This is a genomic window from Pseudomonas sp. NFACC25, from assembly GCF_900100935.1.
Lineage (GTDB): Bacteria > Pseudomonadota > Gammaproteobacteria > Pseudomonadales > Pseudomonadaceae > Aquipseudomonas > Aquipseudomonas marginalis.
This window is the reverse complement of record NZ_FMUC01000008.1, coordinates 38816-57489: the sequence shown is the minus strand read 5'-3', so window position 1 is coordinate 57489 and position 18674 is coordinate 38816. Positions and strand designations below refer to the sequence as shown.

General features: G+C 62.8%; 15 protein-coding genes. 7 read left to right on the top strand and 8 right to left on the bottom strand.

The genetic code is table 11. The features are described from left to right. Window positions 1-3: 3 nt before the first annotated feature. Window positions 4-525, top strand: coding sequence for a DUF3299 domain-containing protein (locus BLQ09_RS18675; protein ID WP_074847751.1), 522 nt, complete (start codon window positions 4-6; stop codon window positions 523-525). Between the two features lie 94 nt (window positions 526-619). Then, the gene (locus BLQ09_RS18670; RefSeq protein ID WP_027605181.1) at window positions 620-1318 is read left to right on the top strand and encodes an OmpW/AlkL family protein; all 699 of its coding nucleotides are present in this window, start codon (window positions 620-622) and stop codon (window positions 1316-1318) included. Window positions 1319-1417: 99 nt separating this feature from the next. Here BLQ09_RS18670 and BLQ09_RS18665 read toward each other — a convergent pair whose 3' ends face one another. Further along, window positions 1418-2302 carry a sugar nucleotide-binding protein gene (locus BLQ09_RS18665; RefSeq protein WP_027605180.1) on the bottom strand — a complete coding sequence of 295 codons (885 nt, stop codon included), beginning with the start codon at window positions 2300-2302 and terminating at the stop codon, window positions 1418-1420. A 166-nt stretch (window positions 2303-2468) separates the two neighbouring features. Here BLQ09_RS18665 and BLQ09_RS18660 point away from each other — a divergent pair, with 166 nt between their 5' ends. Continuing rightward, window positions 2469-6716, top strand: a complete 4248-nt coding sequence (locus BLQ09_RS18660; protein ID WP_092358192.1) for a DEAD/DEAH box helicase — start codon at window positions 2469-2471, stop codon at window positions 6714-6716. Window positions 6717-6727: 11 nt separating this feature from the next. On the opposite strand, the gene BLQ09_RS18655 is transcribed toward BLQ09_RS18660, so the two are convergent. Further along, window positions 6728-8833, bottom strand: coding sequence for a mechanosensitive ion channel family protein (locus tag BLQ09_RS18655; protein WP_027605178.1), 2106 nt, complete (start codon window positions 8831-8833; stop codon window positions 6728-6730). Between the two features lie 188 nt (window positions 8834-9021). On the opposite strand from BLQ09_RS18655, the gene BLQ09_RS18650 reads away from it, so the two are divergent. Genes BLQ09_RS18650 through BLQ09_RS18640 form a run of 3 tightly spaced genes read left to right on the top strand, consistent with a single transcriptional unit; the run spans window position 9022 to window position 12006 of the window. Continuing rightward, a complete protein-coding gene (locus BLQ09_RS18650) occupies window positions 9022-9801 on the top strand; it encodes an endonuclease/exonuclease/phosphatase family protein (RefSeq protein ID WP_092358190.1) in 780 nt (259 codons plus the stop codon). Then, window positions 9798-11060, top strand: a complete 1263-nt coding sequence (gene clsB, locus BLQ09_RS18645) for a cardiolipin synthase ClsB (RefSeq protein WP_092358188.1) — start codon at window positions 9798-9800, stop codon at window positions 11058-11060. Before BLQ09_RS18650 ends, clsB begins: the two co-directional genes overlap by 4 nt. Continuing rightward, complete coding sequence (locus BLQ09_RS18640; protein WP_027605174.1) at window positions 11050-12006, top strand: lysylphosphatidylglycerol synthase domain-containing protein; 957 nt, start codon at window positions 11050-11052, stop codon at window positions 12004-12006. Before clsB ends, BLQ09_RS18640 begins: the two co-directional genes overlap by 11 nt. 5 nt (window positions 12007-12011) lie before the next feature. Here the strand turns inward: BLQ09_RS18640 and BLQ09_RS18635 are convergent, their stop codons facing one another. The 3 genes from BLQ09_RS18635 to BLQ09_RS18625 all read right to left on the bottom strand — a co-directional run bounded on the left by BLQ09_RS18635 (window position 12012) and on the right by BLQ09_RS18625 (window position 14997). Beyond that, a complete protein-coding gene (locus tag BLQ09_RS18635; protein ID WP_027605173.1) occupies window positions 12012-12767 on the bottom strand; it encodes an alpha/beta hydrolase family protein in 756 nt (251 codons plus the stop codon). Next, entirely contained in the window at window positions 12757-13866 is a 1110-nt protein-coding gene (locus tag BLQ09_RS18630; RefSeq protein WP_027605172.1) for a DUF3182 family protein, read from the bottom strand. The genes BLQ09_RS18635 and BLQ09_RS18630 overlap by 11 nt, the downstream gene beginning before the upstream one ends. Before the next feature lie 171 nt (window positions 13867-14037). After that, on the bottom strand, window positions 14038-14997 hold the full coding sequence (locus tag BLQ09_RS18625) for a GlxA family transcriptional regulator (RefSeq protein WP_092358186.1): 960 nt from the start codon (window positions 14995-14997) through the stop codon (window positions 14038-14040). 96 nt (window positions 14998-15093) lie between these two features. On the opposite strand from BLQ09_RS18625, the gene BLQ09_RS18620 reads away from it, so the two are divergent. Then, on the top strand, window positions 15094-15657 hold the full coding sequence (locus BLQ09_RS18620) for a cysteine hydrolase family protein (RefSeq protein ID WP_027605170.1): 564 nt from the start codon (window positions 15094-15096) through the stop codon (window positions 15655-15657). A 21-nt stretch (window positions 15658-15678) separates the two neighbouring features. Here the strand turns inward: BLQ09_RS18620 and tam are convergent, their stop codons facing one another. From tam to BLQ09_RS18605, 3 genes are all read right to left on the bottom strand, one after another. Next, window positions 15679-16440: a trans-aconitate 2-methyltransferase gene (tam, locus tag BLQ09_RS18615; RefSeq protein WP_027605169.1), complete on the bottom strand. Its 762-nt coding sequence runs from the start codon at window positions 16438-16440 to the stop codon at window positions 15679-15681. Between the two features lie 204 nt (window positions 16441-16644). Next, complete coding sequence (locus BLQ09_RS18610) at window positions 16645-17160, bottom strand: single-stranded DNA-binding protein (RefSeq protein WP_003232445.1); 516 nt, start codon at window positions 17158-17160, stop codon at window positions 16645-16647. Window positions 17161-17169: 9 nt separating this feature from the next. Continuing rightward, on the bottom strand, window positions 17170-18564 hold the full coding sequence (locus tag BLQ09_RS18605) for an MFS transporter (RefSeq protein ID WP_015886131.1): 1395 nt from the start codon (window positions 18562-18564) through the stop codon (window positions 17170-17172). Window positions 18565-18674 lie beyond the last annotated feature (110 nt).

Sequence of the window (18674 nt, the reverse complement as noted above, 5' to 3'; positions counted from 1 at the left end):
TCGATGCGTCGCGCTCTGTTTGCGTTATTGCTGCTGGTGGCCGTGCCGGCCTGGGCGGAGGACCAGCCCAGGGATTTGTCCTGGCAGGAGATGATCCCGCCGGACGCGCCGCCGGAAATCCCCAACATGAAACCGCTGCACGACCTGTCGAACATGGCCGATGCCTTGTCCGTCGAAGCGGCGCCAGCAGCCAAGCAGGATCTGCCCAATGCGCCGGTGGTGCAGAGTCTCGATGGCCAGCACATCCGCCTGCCCGGGTATATCGTGCCGCTGGAAGTCAGTGAAGAAGGGCGCACCACCGAGTTCCTGCTGGTGCCGTACTTCGGCGCGTGCATCCATGTGCCGCCGCCGCCATCGAATCAGATCGTGCACGTGAAAAGCGAACTCGGCGTGAAGCTCGATGAGCTCTACCAGCCGTACTGGATCGAGGGGGCGATGCAGGTCAAACCGTCCACCAGTGAACTGGCCGACGCCGGCTACCAGATGGATGCCGAGAAAATTTATATCTACGAACTGCCGGAATAACGCTGATCGCCCTTTCATTGAGCTGAGTCAAAAGACCGGACGGAACGATCTTTACCATTGGACGTACAACTTCTAAACGTCCTCTGGAGCTCCCATGAACAAGTCTCTGCTCGGCGCGTCCCTCTTCGCCCTCGCACTCGCCGCCCCTGCCGTCCACGCTCACGAAGCGGGCGACATTCTGATTCGTGCCGGTGCAATCACCGTGAACCCGAAGGCAGACAGCAGCACCGTCAAAGTTGACCAGGGCCCACTGGCCGGCGCCAACCTGGGCGGCAAGGCGACCATGAGCAGCGACACCCAGCTGGGCTTGAACTTCGCCTACATGCTCACCAGCCATGTCGGTATCGAACTGCTGGCGGCCACGCCGTTCGAGCATGACGTGAAGATCAAGGGCACCGCCCTCGGCGCCGCCAACGGCAAGCTCGGTACGCTGAAACACCTGCCGCCGACCCTGAGCGTCGTGTACTACCCGCTGGACAATAAATCCCCATTCCAGCCGTATGTAGGCGCCGGTATCAACTACACCTGGATCTACGACGAACACGTCGGCAGCCGCGCCTCCGAAGCCGGCTTCAGCAACTTCAAGGCCGAGAACTCCTGGGGTTGGGCTGCGCAGATCGGCGCGGACTACATGATCAACGACAAGTGGATGATCAACGCCCAGGCCCGCTACATCGACATCAGCACCAAGGCCACCGTGGAAAACAACGCCGTGGCGCCTGGCACCCGGGCCAAGGTCAATGTGGACGTGGACCCGATGGTTTACATGGTGGGTATCGGCTACAAGTTCTAAGCAACACTGCATAACCAATGTGGGAGGGGGGTTGCTGTGGTGAGGGACAAGTCCCCATCACCACAGCAACCCCCCTCCCACATTTTGCTTTGTGTCGTGTCAGCTATGGCGGTAGAACCGGTCCAGCAACGCCGGTAACCCCGCTCGCCACGCCCGCGGCTTGATGCCGAAGGTGTGGAGGATTTTCTTGCAGGCCAGCACCGCATGCTGCGGTTCGTCTGCCGCATCCGGCCGTGCCGCGTGGGCCTGGGCGGTGGGCGCTTCAATGGCCAGCGCATGGTAGCTGCGCGCTTCGGTGAGGATCGCCTGGCCCAGCGCCAGCGGCGTGGTCGCCTCATGCCCGGCGTAGTGGTAAGTGCCCCACAGCGGCGCCGCGCAATCGAGTTGCTTGAGCACCGAGATGATCACCCGCGCGGCATCGTCCACCGGCGTCGGGTTGCCGCGGCGGTCGTCCGCCATCAACAATTCATCCGGTTTTTCCGCACGCGCCAGAAAGCGCCCGAGGGTGCCGTCGACGCTGTCATCCAGCAGCCAGCCAAAACGCAACAGCACATGTTGCGGACACGTCGCACGCACGCTCTGTTCGATCCGCCATAACGCCTGGCCCCGCAGGCCCAGGGGCACCGGCTCGTCCTTTTCGCTGTAGGCGGTGGCGCGGGAGCCATCGAACACGCGGTAGCTGGACGGTTGCAGCAAGGTAATGTTGTGGTGCTGGCACAGTTCGGCCAGGCGCTCGATGGCGAACTCCTGGGCGGCCAGGCGGGTTTCGCTGACGGCTTCGGCCTGGAACCAGTCGAAATAGTAGGCGAGGTTGATCAACGCATCGGGACGGGTGTCGTCGAGCAATTGGGTGAGGCTTGCGGCATCCCAGCCGTCTTGGGGCGGTTTGGGTGCGAGGAAACCAATGTCTTCCTCTGCACCGAGGCGAATCAGCGCCTGCCCGAGGGCATTCCCGCCGCCCAGTAACATAAGGCGCATTCGCATAGATTGAGCAGGCCCGGTCTGTTTGGAACGATGGTTATGGTCGGCAAGCCCGTGAGGCGTGCCGTAGGTTTATTCCAGAATCGTTGCATTTTGCGGGTTTGTAGCGCAACCGTCACGGATAAAGTGCGGGGTTGCAACTTGTTGGAGCGGGCCGCATAACTTAGGCATGAACCTTCCTGAATCAACCGACACGGTATTGAACGGCTTCCACCCCGCCGTCAGCACCTGGTTCCGCCACACCTTCCCTTCGGTGACCAGCGCCCAGGCCCAGGCGTGGCCGCTGATCCGCCAGCGCCGCTCGACGCTGATCGCAGCGCCCACCGGCTCCGGCAAGACGCTGACGGCGTTCCTCGCGGTGCTCGATGACCTGGTTCACCAGGGCCTGGCCAACGGCGGGCAACTGCCGGACGAGACGCTGGTGGTGTATGTGTCGCCGCTCAAGGCGCTGTCCAACGATATCCAGATCAACCTGCAAACCCCGCTGGCCGGGATCACCGAGCATTTGCAGCGCCTGGGCCTGCCGCCACTGGTGATCCGCACCGCCGTGCGCACCGGCGATACCCCGCAGAAAGACCGCGCACAGATGCGCAAGCGCCCGCCGCATATCCTCGTGACCACACCGGAATCGCTCTACGTGCTGCTGGGCTCGGACTCCGGCCGGCAGATGCTGGCCAGCGCGCGCACGGTGATCGTCGATGAAATCCACGCCATCGCCGCCAGCAAACGCGGCAGCCACCTGGCCCTGAGCCTGGAGCGCCTGCAAGGCTTGTGCGCCGAGCCGCTGACCCGCATCGGTCTGTCGGCCACGCAAAAACCCATTGAAGCCGTGTCGCGCTTTCTGGTGGGCACTGAGCGAACGTGCGACATCGTCGACATCGGCCATGCCCGCCCCCGCGACCTGGATATCGAAGTTCCGCCGGTGCCGCTGTCGGCGGTGATGGCCAACGATGTCTGGGAGCTGGTCTACGACCGCCTCGCCGCCCTTGCCCGTGAGCACCGCACCACGCTGATCTTCGTCAACACCCGGCGCCTGGCCGAACGCCTGGCTCGGCACCTGAGCGAGCGCCTGGGCAAGAGCGCCGTGGCCGCCCACCACGGCAGCCTGGCCAAGGAAATGCGCCTGGATGCCGAGCAACGGCTCAAGGCCGGCGAGTTGCAAGTGCTGATCGCCACCGCGTCACTGGAGCTGGGGATTGATATCGGCGATGTCGATTTGGTGTGCCAGATCGGTTCGCCGGGCTCCATCAACGGCTTTCTGCAACGGGTGGGCCGCTCCGGGCACCAGGTCGGCGGCACGCCCAAGGGGCGCCTGTTCGCCACCACCCGCGACGATCTGATCGAATGCGCCGCCCTGCTCGATTGTGTGCGGCGGGGAGAACTGGACACCTTGCAGATCCCGGTGGCGCCCCTGGACGTGCTGGCCCAGCAGATCATCGCCGAGGTCAGTGCCCAGGAGTGGCCGGAGCAGGTCCTGCTCGACCTGATCCACCGCGCCGCGCCCTACGCCACCCTGGATGAACGCCACTACCAGGCGCTGTTGCAGATGCTCGCCGACGGCTACAACGGGCGCCAGGGTATCCGCAGCGCGTACCTGCACCGCGATGCCCTGACCCGCACCCTGCGCGGTCGCCGTGGCGCCAGGCTGACCGCCGTGACCAGCGGCGGCACCATCCCCGACAACGCCGACTACAGTGTGTTGCTCGAACCCCAGAGCCTGAACATCGGCAGCGTCAACGAAGACTTCGCGGTGGAAAGCATCGCCGGGGATATCTTCCAGCTTGGTAATACGTCCTACAGGATCTTGCGAGTCGAAGCCGGCAAAGTGCGGGTCGAAGACGCCCATGGCCAGCCGCCGACCATTCCGTTCTGGCTCGGCGAAGCGCCAGGGCGCAGCAATGAGTTATCCGCCGCGGTCGCGCGTTTGCAGGGGCAACTCGACACCCTGCTCAGCGCCAGCCCCGGCGACCTGCAACCGGCGCAAGAGTGGCTCACCGGCACCCTTGGCCTGAACCGCGCCAGCGCCGAACAGATCCTCGACTACCTGGCCCGCGCGCGCCTGGCCCTCGGCGCGTTGCCGTCCCGGGACACGTTGATCATGGAGCGGTTTTTCGACGAATCCGGCGGCACCCAGTTGATCATCCACACGCCGTTCGGCAGCCGCATCAACCGGGCCTGGGGCCTGGCGTTGCGCAAGCGTTTTTGCCGCACCTTCAATTTCGAATTGCAGGCGGCAGCCAGCGAAAATGCGATCGTGCTGTCGCTATCCACCAGCCACAGTTTCGAGCTGGATGAGGTGTGGCGTTACCTCAACAGCCACAGTGCTGAACACCTGCTGATCCAGGCGGTGCTGGATGCGCCGCTGTTCGGCGTGCGCTGGCGCTGGAACGCCGGCGTGGCCCTGGCGCTGCCGCGCTTTACCGGCGGACGCAAAGTGGCGCCGCAGCTGCAGCGTATGAAGAGCGAAGACCTGATCGCCAGTGTGTTCCCCGACCAGATCGCCTGCCTGGAAAACCTCGCCGGCGAACGCGAAGTGCCCGAGCACCCGCTGGTGGAACAAACCCTCGATGACTGCCTGCACGAAGCCATGGACAGCGACGCCTGGCTTGCCTTGCTGCGGCGCATGGAGCGCGGCGAAGTGCGCTTGATCAGCCGCGACCTGCCGGCGCCCTCGCCCATGGCCGCCGAAATCCTCAGCGCGCGCCCCTACACCTTTCTCGACGATGCACCGCTGGAAGAACGCCGCACCCAGGCCGTGCTCAACCGCCGTTGGAGCGACCCGCAGAGCACCGACGACCTCGGCGCACTGGATGCGGACGCCATCGCCGGCGTGCGCGAAGAGGCCTGGCCGGCGCCCCATGGCGTGGATGAAATGCATGAGGCACTGATGAGCCTGGCGTGCATCACCAGTCACGAAGTCACGGCGCCATGGGCCGAGTGGCTGAACGCCTTGGCCAAGGCTGGCCGCGCCTTTCAATTGTCCAATGGCCTGTGGGTCGCGGTGGAGCGCCTGGGGTGTTTGCAGGCGATCTACCCTAACAACTTGCCGTTGCTCCCCGGCTTCGATGAGCCCTGGACCTTTGACGACGCACTCGTCGAGGTGCTGCGTGCACGCCTCGGTGGCTTCGGCCCGCAGAGCATTATCGAGATCGCCGCGCCACTGGCCCTCCCGCTGGCCGACGTTACCCAGGCGCTGGCCCGCCTGGAGCAGGAAGGCTACGTGCTGCGCGGTCGCTTCAGCCCCGGCGCACTCGAGGAACAATGGTGCGAACGGCATCTGCTCGCCCGCATTCATCGCTACACGGTCAAGCGCCTGCGCCGGGAAATCGAGCCGGTGGCTCTGCAGGATTTCATGCGCTTCCTGTTCGATTGGCAGCATCTGTCCGACAGCACGCGGGGCCAGGGCAACGCGATGCTGCCGCAGATTGTAGGCCAGTTCGAAGGCTACGCCGCCGCCACGTCGGCCTGGGACAGTGACCTGCTCAGTGCGCGGCTCAAGGATTACTCATCGACCTGGCTCGACGAGCTGTGCCGCAGTGGCAGGCTGGTGTGGACGCGCTTGAGCAACAAGTCCGGCGCCATCGCCCTGCGCAGTACGCCGGTGGTGCTGTTGCCGCGCAGCCAGGTGGCATTGTGGAGCGGGCTCACCGAACCCACCGACAGCACGACGCTGTCGCCCAAGGCGCAGAAAGTCCACCTGGCCTTGCGCGAACACGGCGCGCTGTTTTTCGATGAGCTGGTGCACGAAGCCCATCTGCTGCGCAGCGAACTGGAAACCGCCTTGCAGGAACTGGTCGGCGCCGGCCTGGTGAATGCCGACAGCTTTGCCGGCTTACGCGCACTGACCACCCCGGCCAGCAAGCGCCAGGCGCGCAGCAGTCGGCGCGGGCGTGGGGCGTTTATCGGCGGCATGGACGATGCCGGGCGCTGGGCACTGATTCGCCGCCCCTCGACCGCTGCCGGCCCGCACTCGGCCGAGACCCTGGAACATGTGGCGATGACCTTGCTGCGCCGTTATGGCGTGGTGTTCTGGCGCTTGCTGGAGCGCGAGGCGGATTGGTTGCCGAGTTGGCGCGAACTGCTGCGCACATTCCATCGGCTGGAAGCCCGGGGTGAGATTCGCGGTGGGCGGTTTGTCAGCGGGCTGGCGGGTGAGCAGTTTGCGTTGCCGGAGGCGATCCCGTTGCTGCGCGAGGTGCGGCGCCGCCCCCATGACGGGAGTTTGATCGCCGTGTGCGGGGCTGACCCGCTGAACCTGGTGGGCACATTGTTACCGGGCAGCAAGGTGCCGGCGGTGAGTGGGAATCGGGTTGTGTATCGGGATGGGTTGCCGGCGGCGGTGATGGTCGCCGGCAAGCAGCAGGTGTTGCTGGAGGTGGATCAGCAGGCGGTGCAGGAGAAGTTGATCAGGCATTGAATTTGAGGGCCTCATTGAGGCCTGGGCTGCTCCGTCAACACCACCGACGCCGGCACCTCTTCATCCGGCTCATCCACCTGGGATGTACGCTTGGGCAACAAAACCTGCTGTGGATAAGTCTGCGCGAAGTGCACCGCATCACAGTTATCCACAAGCTTTTTCAAACGCTGGTTGAACGCACGGCTCACCGCGTATTGCCCACCCGACACAGTACGAAACTGCGCCGTGAGCACCACGCCATTGAGGTCCATCTTGTCGACGCCAAACACCTCCAGCGGCCCTTGCAGGTTGTACTTGAGGAACACATCGTCGCGGATCGACTGCCCGGCCTCGCGGATCAGCTCCACGGCCTTGTCCACATCGGTGTCGTAGGTGAACTGCACCGAGAAGAACGCATAGGCAAATTGCCGCGACTGGTTGGTGACCGCCTTGATCTGCCCGAACGGCACCGAATGCACGAACCCCTTGCCATCGCGCAGGCGCAGGGTGCGGATGGTCAGGCCTTCGACGGTGCCGGCGTGGCCGGAATCAAGCACCACCCAGTCGCCGATGGACAAGGTGTCTTCGATGATGATGAACAGGCCGGTGATCACGTCCTGCACCAATTGCTGGGATCCGAAACCAATCGCCAGGCCGACCACACCGGCCCCCGCCAGCAACGGCGCGACGTTGATGCCGAGGTTGGCCATGGTGGTAATTGCGCAGATCACCACCAGGATGATTTTGATCGCATTGCGCAGCAGCGGCAGGATGGTCTTCACCCTTGTGCTGGGCTGGCGATTGGAGCGTTTGTTCACCGGCGGTTTCAGCGCTTCCTGGATCGCCGTGTCGAGTACGACCCAGAACAACCAGGTCATCAACAGGATCAGGCCGATGCTGCTGAGGGAGTCGCTGATCGCACGGCCTACCGAGTTGCGCTGGGCAAATTCGAACAGCGATACGCCCCAGATGCGCCCGAGGATTTCGATAAAGGCGATGGCCATGACGATACGCAGGATCGCGTGCAAGAGGCTGAGAAAACGCTCCTTGTAGGCACTGCTGCGCTGGATCGCCACTTGGCTGCGGGACTTGAACAGGTGTTGCAGCACCGTGCTCAGGAATACCGTGCCGATCAACAGAATCGTGGTGAACAGCGCGCAGCGCAGGGCTTTCTGGTTGTCGTCGCCGGCGCCGATCAGGTTGATCGCCGAGACCAGCACCATCAACAGGATGGGCCAGTACCAAAGGCCGGAAAATACCCGCAGCGACTGCTGCAACGCCGGGTGTTTCAGGCGCTGGGCCAGCGGTCGATTACGGATCAGGTGGGCCACCGGGCGGCGCAGGCGCACCACCAGCACGCCAAAGATCACCGCCGCGAACAGGCCGGTAAACACCGCGATACTGCTGGTGATATTGCCGCCGAGCTGGCGGGCGATCTGTGGACTGGTCAGGGCGTCGCTGAGGGCGGCGAGGAAGCCGATCAGAAACAGCGGCTTGGGGCAGTAGTCGCGAATGATCTGCACCGCCGGCCGCTTATGGCCGACGTTGAACATCACAATCACGCACAGCAGCATCGACGTGGAGAAGATGCCGCTGCTGGTCGCATAGGCAAAGCACAGCGCCAGGGCGCGGCCTATGGACGTGGGCAGGAAGTGACTGACATAGAGCGTCAGCGGCAGGCAGATCAGCGCCGGGATCGTGTAGGGCACCACATAACCCAGTACGCCTTGCAGGCGCCCGCGGCGCTCGACGAACGGGCGCCGGTTCAAGCGCCGCACGATAAAGCGCCCCAGCAACGTCAACAGCGCGAAGGCGCCAATCCACACACTGGACAGCAGCAGGAAGTCGCCGGCCACGCTCCACGGCGAACGCTCCGACGTCTGGTCAACCAACCGGCCGACTTCATCCGCCGCGCGATCCGCGCGCAAGCGCCAGGCATCAACGAGGTTCTGATTGAGGTCGAGCTTGTTCTGCACATCATCGATGCTGGAACTGATGGCACCGAGCAATCCACCCTCCACCAGCAACTCCGGCTTTGCCGGCGCCTCGGGCTCCGGCGCGGTGGCCGCGGCGTACAGTGCGCCGCTGCCGCAGAACAGCAGCGCGCCGAGCAGTAATGCAGTCTTTAGATTCAGCAAAACACCGGGCTCCTTCAGAAGGGTCTGTAAGGAACTGACGGATTTGAGCACTGATCGTTCCCCTGCTTATTGCCGGACACCGATCCAAATGGGTTTATGCCGCCTGTAGGACAGTGGAAACTTTCGGCCAAAAATCGCAGTCAGCCATAAACGGGGGTCAGGCCCCTCACTCTTTCACAGGAGCAATCATGGCTGCGATCCCCGACTGGGTGCCCATCACCCCTAGCGTCGCCATCACTCGCTTCACGGTGCTGACGGTCAATATCCACAAGGGCTTCACCGCCTTGAATCGACGTTTCATCCTGCCCGAGCTGCGCGAAGCGGTGCGCAGTGTGGGCGCTGATATGGTGTTCCTGCAGGAAATCCACGGCACCCACGAGCGCCATCCCCAGCGCTACAGCGACTGGCCGAACATGCCGCAGTACGAGTTCCTCGCCGACAGCATCTGGCCGCAGTTCGCCTACGGGCGCAACGCGGTCTACCCCCATGGCGACCATGGCAATGCGTTGCTGTCGAAATTCCAGATCGTGCGCTACGACAACCTCGATATTTCCCAAAGCGGCCATGAAAACCGTGGTCTGTTGCATTGCGTGCTGCGCTTGCCTGGCACCGGACAGGAAGTGCATGCGATCTGCATCCACCTGGGCTTGCGCGAGGTGCATCGCCAGCAGCAATTGCGCTTGCTGGAGCAGCGTATCAGCGAGATCCCGGCGGATGCGCCGTTGGTGGTAGCCGGCGATTTCAATGACTGGCGCCAACGCGCCGACCTCAGCCGAAGCGGCCTGCAGGAAGTCTTCATGCAGGCCCACGGCAAACCCGCACGCACCTTTCCGGCGCGCTTGCCGCTGCTGGCACTGGACCGCATCTATGTGCGCAATCTAAAGATTCATAACCCCAAGGTGCTGACCACCCGCCCTTGGTCCCATCTGTCAGACCACGTGCCCCTGTCGGTGGAGATTGAACTATGAACATTGCCGTTGAGCACATTGCTACCGACCAGCCGCCGGATGAAGCCAAGGCCCGCGACCTCGATTACGGCTGGCAGCCTGACAACCGGCTCGCGTTGCTGGAGAACGGCGAGGCCTACTTTCCCAAAGTGTTCGACGCCTTGCGCGGGGCACAGCGGGAGATCCTGCTGGAGACCTTTATCCTCTTCGAAGACAAGGTCGGCCATGAGCTGCAACGCATCTTGATCGACGCGGCGCAGCGTGGGGTCAAGGTGGTGGTCAGCCTGGATGGCTTTGGCTGCGGCGAACTGAGCCCCGCTTTTCTCGGCGAATTGGCCCAGGCCGGGGTGGCCGTGCAGATGTTTGATCCGGCGTCCAAGACCCTGGGTATTCGCACCAACTGGTTTCGCCGCCTGCACCGCAAGATCGTGGTGGTGGATGCCGCCGTGGCGTTTATCGGCGGGATCAATTTTTCTGCCGATCACCTGGGGGATTTCGGCCCCGAGGCCAAGCAGGATTACGCGGTGCAGGTGATAGGCCCGGCGGTGGCCGACCTGCATCATTTCGCCCTCGCCCAAAGCGGTCGCCAGGTGCGCACGCGGCGCGGTTGGCGACGGCGCCAGCAACGGCCATCGCCTTGGCCGACCGATACAGGCGACGGCCTGGTGCGCCTGATTTACCGCGACAATCTGCAACACCGCGACGACATTGAAGAGGCCTACATCCATGCCTTGAGCAAAGCCCGGGAACGCGCGGTGATTGCCAATGCCTACTTCTTCCCCGGTTACCGCCTGCTGCGCGAGATCCGCAATGCGGCGCGCCGTGGCGTGAAGGTGCAATTGATCATGCAGGGCCAGCCCGATGTGCTGCTGGCCAAGCTGGCCGCGCGCATGCTCTACGACTACTTGCTCAAGGATGGCGTGGTGATTCATGAATATTGCCAACGCCCGCTGCACGGCAAGGTTGCGCTGGTGGATGACGAGTGGAGCACCGTGGGTTCGAGCAACCTCGACCCGTTGAGCCTGTCGCTGAACCTGGAGGCCAACGTGCTGATTCGTGACCGGGCGTTCAATCAGCAACTGTACGAACGCCTGGACGCACTCGCCAAGGAGCATTGCCAGACCATGCCGGAAAACCGCAAGCCGCGCCTGTGGCTATGGCGATTGACCGTCGGTTTCCTGGTGTTCCATGTGATGCGCCACTTCCCCGCGCTGACCGGCTGGTTGCCGGCGCACAAGCCACGGTTGAAACCCTTCGAGGCTCGCACCCATGACATCTGAAGCCAGCGATTCACGCTTCAAGCGCTGGAAGAAACCGCTGACCGTGGCGTTCTTCCTGTTGCTGATCGTGCTGTTCACCCTGCTCGCAAGGCGTATCGACTGGAGCGAAGTGTTTCAGACCCTGGGCGATTTCAAGCTGCGCACCCTGCTGATCGCGGGCACGCTGACGTTGTGCAGCTTTATCGTCTACGCCTGCTTCGACTTGATCGGCCGCACCTACATTCGCCAACCGCTGCGCTGGAAGCAGATCCTGCCGGTCGGCATCATCAGCTATGCGTTCAATCTGAACCTGAGTGCCTGGGTCGGCGGAATCGCCATGCGCTATCGGCTGTATTCGCGGCTGGGGGTGAGCACCGGCAATATCGCCAAGATTCTCGGGCTGAGCCTGGCCACCAATTGGTTCGGCTATATGGCATTGGCCGGGGTGGTGTTCAGCAGCGGCCTGGTGACCATGCCGCCGGGCTGGAAGCTCAGCAGCGGCGCCCTGCAGGGCGTGGGTGTGCTGTTGGTGCTGGCCAGCCTGGGCTATCTGGCGGCGTGCCAATTCTCGACAAAGCGTGCATGGTCGATTCGCGGCATCGAGATCAACCTGCCGTCGCTGCGCATGGCGTGCCTGCAGTTGGCATTGGGCGCGTTGAACTGGTCGCTGATGGCCGCGGTGATTTTCACCTTGTTGCCCGCCAAGCTGGACTACCCGCTGGTGCTGGGCGTGCTGTTGATCAGCGCGATCGCCGGTGTCATCACCCATATCCCCGCCGGGCTCGGGGTACTGGAAGCGGTGTTTATCGCACTGCTGCAACATGAAGCGTCGCGCGGCAGTTTGCTGGCCGGGCTGATCGCCTATCGGGCCATCTACTTTATCCTGCCGCTGCTGATCGCCCTGGTGATGTACCTCGGTGTCGAGGCCAAAGCCAAGGCGCTACGGGTGAAGAAAACACCGGCATGACCGCGTTACTGGGACTGGATGATGCTCAACCGTTCCCCCACCACCATCTCGGTGATCCAGTCCACCAGGATCGAGGTATAGGCCTGTTGTGACACTGGATCGCTCAGGGAGTGGTCGGCACCATCGATGATGCGGTGCGTCAGGGAGTGCGTGTGCTGGCACGCCGCGCGGTAGCTCATGATGGTGGCGTGGGGCACATGGTCGTCGGTTTCCGATTCGACAATCAGCACATCACCGGTAAATTGCGCGCAGGCCTGCAGCGCGCGGTTGGTTTCGGCGTGCACCAGGGTGCTGCGGTAATCCATCAGGTCGGCCTTATCGAGGTCACGCTTGGGCTTGAGCCATTCCTGGTCGCGGTACAGCGCCGGCACGCGCAGCGCCAGCCAGCGCACCGGGCGCAATGAGGTGAGAATCGCCGCCAGGTAGCCGCCATAGCTGGTGCCCACCACCGCCACCGCCGAGGTGTCGATGGCCGGGTGCGAGAGCAGTCGGTCGTAGGCCGCCAGCAGATCGCGCAGGTTGTCTTCCCGGGTGACGCGGGACAACGGGATACCTGTGCCCGCGTGGCCACGCAGATCGAACGTCAGGCACACGCATCCCAGGCCGGCGATACCTTTGGCGCGCTCCAGGTCGCGCTCCTGGCTACCGCCCCAGCCGTGCACGAATAACACCCCCGGCACCTTCGATTTGGGGCTGAGGAACGTGCCGCTCATCTGTTCGTCGTCGATGTCGATCGCAATGCTTTCGCTTCTAGCCGTCATAAGATTTGACCGTCACGTACTTGAGAAGAAAGTCGCTGTTTTCCGCCGGGCCTCGGTACACCTCGATAGCATCCGCGGGCAGCGCCTGGTCCACGTAGGTTTCTACCGAAGACACCTGAATGGCCTTGAGGCCCGGGTGGTTGATAAAGCTCTGCAGCGCCGCGACTTCCGCGCTGCTGGCGCCACCCATGCGCCAGGATTGTTCAAGCACACCACTGCGCCGCTGGCCGTCGCTGTCGAGGCCCTGGGCGATATCGTAGTTGCGCCGGGACGCGTAGAAACCCGGGTAAGCCTCATCGGCGGCCGCGTCGAAGACCTGGGCTTGCTCGATGGCTTGGCGCACGTCGCCGGGCAGCTCGAGCTTGAGCAAATCGTCATAACCGCCAGGCACCACCAACAGGTTGGAGCCACCGTAGACTTCCTCGCCCTGTCCGTCCTGGGTCAGGTATTGCTCGCCGCAGTAGCTGATGACGTGATCGCCGATAAAACTCTGGCCCACACTATGGGTGACCACATCGTGCAGGTCTTGTTCCAGCACGACGCCTTCGCTGAACATCCGGGCCGCTTCGGGGCGCGCCAGCACGGCCTCGAACTCATCCAGGCTGTGGATAACCTCTTGGCCGCGCCCGGCGCAGGCATGCACCGGCTTCAGGCGGATCGGCCCGCTGTAGAGCAGGCGTTTGGCGGCTTCCCGTGCATCGTTGAGCGCAAATACGCTCAGGCCGTCCAGCACAACGTCGCGCACGCGCTCGCAGAACAAGGGCGACCAGCCTTCGGGGGCCGCGGCGTCCGGCCCCAGCAGGCCGTGACTGATGGCTTTGGTGCCGATGAAATCATGCTCCACATAACCGCCCCACAGGTCTTCGGGACCCTTGATATCAAGGGCCAGCGCCTGTGCAGGGCCAATCAGTGTTTGCGTGGGAAGCAGGTAGCGTTCACGGCCGGCGTGTTTGCGTGGATCGTAATCACCGCCGTACTTGAGCCCAAGGATTTGCGCCAGCCAGCGCGCAAGGGCTCGGTTGGTTTCGACTTCATGCCGGGGAGCGCCCTCTCGCGTGGAGTGAGCGACTACCCATTTCTTGCGTTGAGTCGGGGTCATGCATCCCCCTTGGCCATCCCGCCATGTGTGTGGGTGGAAGGTTGCAGGGATCAGGCCAAGGCAGGTTCAAAAGTGAGGGGTTTGAAATCAATCACTTGCGCAAAAAGCGATAGCAGTTGGCCTGTATTATTCTGCACGACACCCCCTTGACCGTGGGGCGTTCTGCACGATTCACACGCCAAAACGGCTGCGGTAATCACTGGGGGCCAAACCGGTGATCTTCTTGAAGGTGGCGCGAAACGCACCAGGGTCCTGATACCCCACGGTCCAGGCGATGTGGTCGATGGTGGCGGTGGTGAACTCCAGCATTTGCCGCGCTTTGCCGACGCGCAAATGCTGGCAGTATTCGGTGGGTTTCAATCCCGTGGCACTGCGAAAACGCCGTAGGAACGTGCGCTCTTCCAGCCCCGCCTCTTGCGCCATGGCGGCCACGGACACATCCACCGCGCCACTGGCTTGCAACCAATGCTGGACCTTGAGGATGGCCACATCGCCATGGCTGAGGATCGGCGCAAAGTTGCTGCCGCACTGGCTGGCACTGTCGCTGTGCTCGATCACCAGGAAACGCGCGGTAGCGGCGGCGACGCTGGGGCCCATCAGGCGGTCGACCAGGCGCAGGCCCAGCTCGGACCAGGCCATCAGCCCGGCGGTGGTGATCAGGTCGCCGTCATCGACGATGGGCTTATCCGCTTCCAGGCGCACAGCAGGGTAACGTGCGGCAAAGGACTTGGCGGAAGACCAATGGGTAGTGGCGCTACGCCCATCCAACAACCCACTGCGCGCCAGCAGGATCGAACCGATGCACACGCCACCGAGCACGGTGCCCGCAGCGTGTTGCTGACGAATCCACTCGAGCAGTGCAGGCGGCGCCTGGTCTTCGGTGAACTCGCCGATTGAAGGCGGCACCAGCACCGCCATCATCGGTTGCTCAGGCCCTGGGTGGCTGTCGAATACCCGCGTGGGTATACCATCGCCATCCACCTGCCAGTGGCTCACCCGCAGCAACGGCAGCTGTGCGGATTGATGCTCGGCGGCGATCCGGTTGGCGACACCGAACAGATCGGTCAGCCCATGCACCGCTGCCAACTGCGCACCGTGGTAGATCAACACGCCCAGCTCAACAACCGCCATTGTCAGTTTTCCCCCTGTTATTGTCGGTGCAGCCAATCCCCCGCCCCGGCGCCAGCTAACATACTGGCCCCATCAACCCATCACGAGGCAATACCCATGGCCAAGCAAGCGCTCATCCTAATCGATATCCAGAACGACTACTTCCCTCAAGGCAAGTGGCCGCTCGATGGCGTGGAAGCCGCCGCGGACAAGGCTGCGCAGGTGCTCCAGGCGTTTCGCCAGAACGGGGAGGCAGTGATTCATGTGCGCCATGAGTTCACGTCCGAGGATGCACCGTTTTTCACGCCGAACTCTGAGGGCGCCTATTTGCACCCCAAGGTGCTGAACGAGGGCAGCGAGCCGGTGGTGCTTAAACATTTCGTCAATGCGTTCCGCGAAACCCCTCTACGCGCCCTTCTGGAACAGCGCAGCATCACCGAACTGGTGGTGGTCGGCAGCATGAGCCATATGTGCATCGATGCGGTGGTGCGGGCCGCAGCGGACCTGGGCTACAAGGTCACGGTGATTCATGACGCATGCGCCACCCGCGATCTGGAGTTCAATGGGCAGGTGATTCCGGCGGCGCAGGTGCATGGCGCATATATGGCGTCGTTGGCATTTGGCTACGCAGGCGTGGTGTCGGCGGATGAGTATTTGAAGGCGCAAGCAGCAGCGGCGTAAGCGCTGCTTGCTTCTGTGCCGTCAGCGGGTCGCGATGATAAACAGGCGCGGGAAGGGCAGTAATACAGTGCCATCGCCTAGTGCTGGATAAGCCTGTGTAATCCGCGCCTGGTATTCCTGTAGGAAAGCGGCTTTTTCGCTATCGGTCAGTGGCGCGAGAAAGGGTCGCAAGCCCGAGCCCTTGAACCACTCCACCACAGCGGCATGATCCGACAGCGGGTGCTGGTACGTGGTGTGCCACACATCCACGGTACTGCAGTGTTGGCTCAGCAACTCGTAGTAGTAGCTCACCGAGTGGCGCTCATTGTGTTGGAACGCGCCGATCTTTGCCGCCCATGGGCCATCTGCCGCCACTTCGCGCGCCAGCCGGTGGGCGGGTTCATTGAGGTTGTCCGGGGTTTGTACGGCGAGCGTGCCGCCAGGCGTCAACTGGTCGACCAGATGCGGATAGAGCGTGGCGTGGTTTGGCAGCCATTGCAGCGAGGCGTTGGCAAGGATCACGTCGAATGGCTGCGACGGACTCCAGGCTCCGATGTCCGCCAGCTCAAAGTTCAGCGCGGGCAGGCGCTTGCGGGCGTCGACCAGCATATCCTCGGAACTGTCCAGGCCCGTCACCTGCGCCTGCGGGAAACGCTCGGCCAATACCTGGGTGGAGTTGCCGGGGCCGCAACCCAGGTCCACCGCTGTGTGCACCGCGGTATTCGGAATGGCCGCGACCAGGTCACGTACCGGACGAGTGCGTTGTTGTTCAAACATCGTGTATTGCTTGGCAGACCAGGTCATCGCGGCTCTCCTTGTTCTGTGGAAGTGGGTTACAGCCTAAATCGAGTGGCCCCTGAGGACAAATGCCAGGGCCAGCGATCGTCCATCCCATCATTTAATCCGTTGCGGGTGCAGCTTCATGCATCACGAAATTACAAAAAAGCCCCGAGAGCAGGGCTCACGGGGCTTTTTGGGAAAGCTATACGGATTGCGCCGAGCGATATCCTAGAACGGAATATCGTCATCAAAGCTGTCGAAATCCGGAGCTGGCTGCGGAGCGGCCTGTTGCGGCGCTGGACGCGACTCACGCTGTGGCTGCTGGCTTGGCTGCGGACGCGACTGCTGTGGACGCGGTGCCGAGTTGGACATACCGCCCTGGCCTTGTTGGTCACCCTGTGGACGACCGCCCAGCAGTTGCATGGTGCCTTGCATGTCGACCACGATTTCAGTGGTGTAACGCTTGATGCCGTCTTTTTCCCACTCGCGGGTTTGCAGCTTGCCTTCGATGTAGACCTGCGAACCTTTGCGCAGGTATTCACCGGCGATCTCTGCCACCTTGCCGAACATCGACACACGGTGCCATTCGGTTTTCTCGACCTTCTGGCCGGTCTGCTTGTCGGTCCACTGTTCGCTGGTCGCCAGACTCAGGTTGGTCACGGCGTTACCGTTAGGCAAGTAGCGAACTTCGGGATCCTGGCCGCATGTACCGACCAATATGACTTTGTTAACCCCACGGGCCATAACGTTCTCCTATGCTGGGCGCGCTGTCGGCACTGGGTTGACCAGTTGCTCGAGCGTCGCGCGATCCAATAATTCGGTGTCCAATTTGATGTAAATGGCCGCCTCTTCCGCGACCACGACAGCATCCGTTACCCCTACGACGGCCTTCAGGCGCTCTACCAGGCCGCTTTCACGGATCGCCTCAGGCGATAGCGGCAAACGCAGGCTTGTGACGTAGGGAGGTTCGCGCATGGTAACAGCAAAGGCCAACCAAAGTGCAGCCAGCCCGGCGCATCCAAGGAACACAACCGACAAACCGCCATGCTGGAACATCCAGCCGCCCATGATGCCGCCCAACGCCGAACCCAGGAACTGGCTGGTGGAATACACCCCCATTGCCGTGCCCTTGCCACCGGCCGGTGAAACTTTACTGATCAGCGAAGGCAACGAAGCTTCCAGCAAGTTGAACGCGGTGAAGAACACCACCGTACCGATGACCAGCGCCCGTAGGCTGTCGCCGAACTGCCAGAAGAATAGTTCAGTGAGCATCAATGTCGCTACGGCGCCGAGCAAAACTCGTTTCATTTTGCGTTTCTTCTCGCCATAGATAATGAACGGGATCATGGCGAAGAACGAAATCAGCAGTGCCGTGAGGTAGACCCACCAGTGCTGTTCCTTGGGCAGCCCGGCTTTTTCCACCAGCGCCAGGGGCAAGGCGACGAAGCTGCACATCAGCATTGCGTGTAATACGAAGATACCTAAATCCAAGCGCAACAGGTCCGGGTGCTTGAGCGTCGGCAACAGGGCCTTGCGTGCGACGCCCGACTCACGGTGCTGCAACGTGCCGGTGGAGCGCGGCACCATGAAGGCCACGATCACGATCCCGAACAACGCCATGCCGCCGGTGGCAAGGAACAAGCCGTGCAAGCCAAAGGCGCGCGTCAGCAACGGGCCCACGACCATGGCCACGGCGAACGACAGACCGATGGTCATGCCGATCATGGCCATGGCCTTGGTGCGGTGTTGCTCACGGGTCAGGTCGGAAAGCAGCGCCATGACGGCAGCGGAAATCGCCCCGGCACCTTGCAGGATGCGTCCGGCGATCACGCCCCAGATCGAATCGGATTGTGCCGCGAGCACGCTGCCGAGGGCGAAGACAATCAGCCCGAGGTAAATCACCGGACGCCGGCCAATCCGGTCGGAAATGATTCCGAACGGAATCTGAAAAATCGCCTGGGTCAGGCCATAGGCGCCAATCGCCAGGCCGATCAGCGCGGGGGTTGCGCCTGCCAGATCCATTCCATAGGTCGCCAGCACCGGCAACACCATGAACATGCCAAGCATACGGAACGCGAACACCAGGGCCAGACCGCTTGCTGCTCGGGTCTCGCCGCTACTCATGCGTTCGCTGTGGGGATCGTGCATGGAAAAACCTCGTGTGAACCGGCGGCGATTCTACCAGTCCCATCGAGTGAGAGGGTATATGCGGCGCTTTGCCGCGCAGCTTTCATGTAAGGCTGCACCCGGCACTTTGA

What these genes read in the sequence shown, in the direction of transcription:
- BLQ09_RS18675 (WP_074847751.1), top strand. Translation starts at nt 4, where the DNA reads ATGCGTCGCGCTCTGTTTGCGTTATTGCTGCTGGTGGCCGTGCCGGCC.
- BLQ09_RS18670 (WP_027605181.1), top strand. Translation starts at nt 620, where the DNA reads ATGAACAAGTCTCTGCTCGGCGCGTCCCTCTTCGCCCTCGCACTCGCC.
- BLQ09_RS18665 (WP_027605180.1), bottom strand. Translation starts at nt 2,302, where the DNA reads ATGCGAATGCGCCTTATGTTACTGGGCGGCGGGAATGCCCTCGGGCAG.
- BLQ09_RS18660 (WP_092358192.1), top strand. Translation starts at nt 2,469, where the DNA reads ATGAACCTTCCTGAATCAACCGACACGGTATTGAACGGCTTCCACCCC.
- BLQ09_RS18650 (WP_092358190.1), top strand. Translation starts at nt 9,022, where the DNA reads ATGGCTGCGATCCCCGACTGGGTGCCCATCACCCCTAGCGTCGCCATC.
- clsB (WP_092358188.1), top strand. Translation starts at nt 9,798, where the DNA reads ATGAACATTGCCGTTGAGCACATTGCTACCGACCAGCCGCCGGATGAA.
- BLQ09_RS18640 (WP_027605174.1), top strand. Translation starts at nt 11,050, where the DNA reads ATGACATCTGAAGCCAGCGATTCACGCTTCAAGCGCTGGAAGAAACCG.
- BLQ09_RS18635 (WP_027605173.1), bottom strand. Translation starts at nt 12,767, where the DNA reads ATGACGGCTAGAAGCGAAAGCATTGCGATCGACATCGACGACGAACAG.
- BLQ09_RS18630 (WP_027605172.1), bottom strand. Translation starts at nt 13,866, where the DNA reads ATGACCCCGACTCAACGCAAGAAATGGGTAGTCGCTCACTCCACGCGA.
- BLQ09_RS18625 (WP_092358186.1), bottom strand. Translation starts at nt 14,997, where the DNA reads ATGGCGGTTGTTGAGCTGGGCGTGTTGATCTACCACGGTGCGCAGTTG.
- BLQ09_RS18620 (WP_027605170.1), top strand. Translation starts at nt 15,094, where the DNA reads ATGGCCAAGCAAGCGCTCATCCTAATCGATATCCAGAACGACTACTTC.
- tam (WP_027605169.1), bottom strand. Translation starts at nt 16,440, where the DNA reads ATGACCTGGTCTGCCAAGCAATACACGATGTTTGAACAACAACGCACT.
- BLQ09_RS18610 (WP_003232445.1), bottom strand. Translation starts at nt 17,160, where the DNA reads ATGGCCCGTGGGGTTAACAAAGTCATATTGGTCGGTACATGCGGCCAG.
- BLQ09_RS18605 (WP_015886131.1), bottom strand. Translation starts at nt 18,564, where the DNA reads ATGCACGATCCCCACAGCGAACGCATGAGTAGCGGCGAGACCCGAGCA.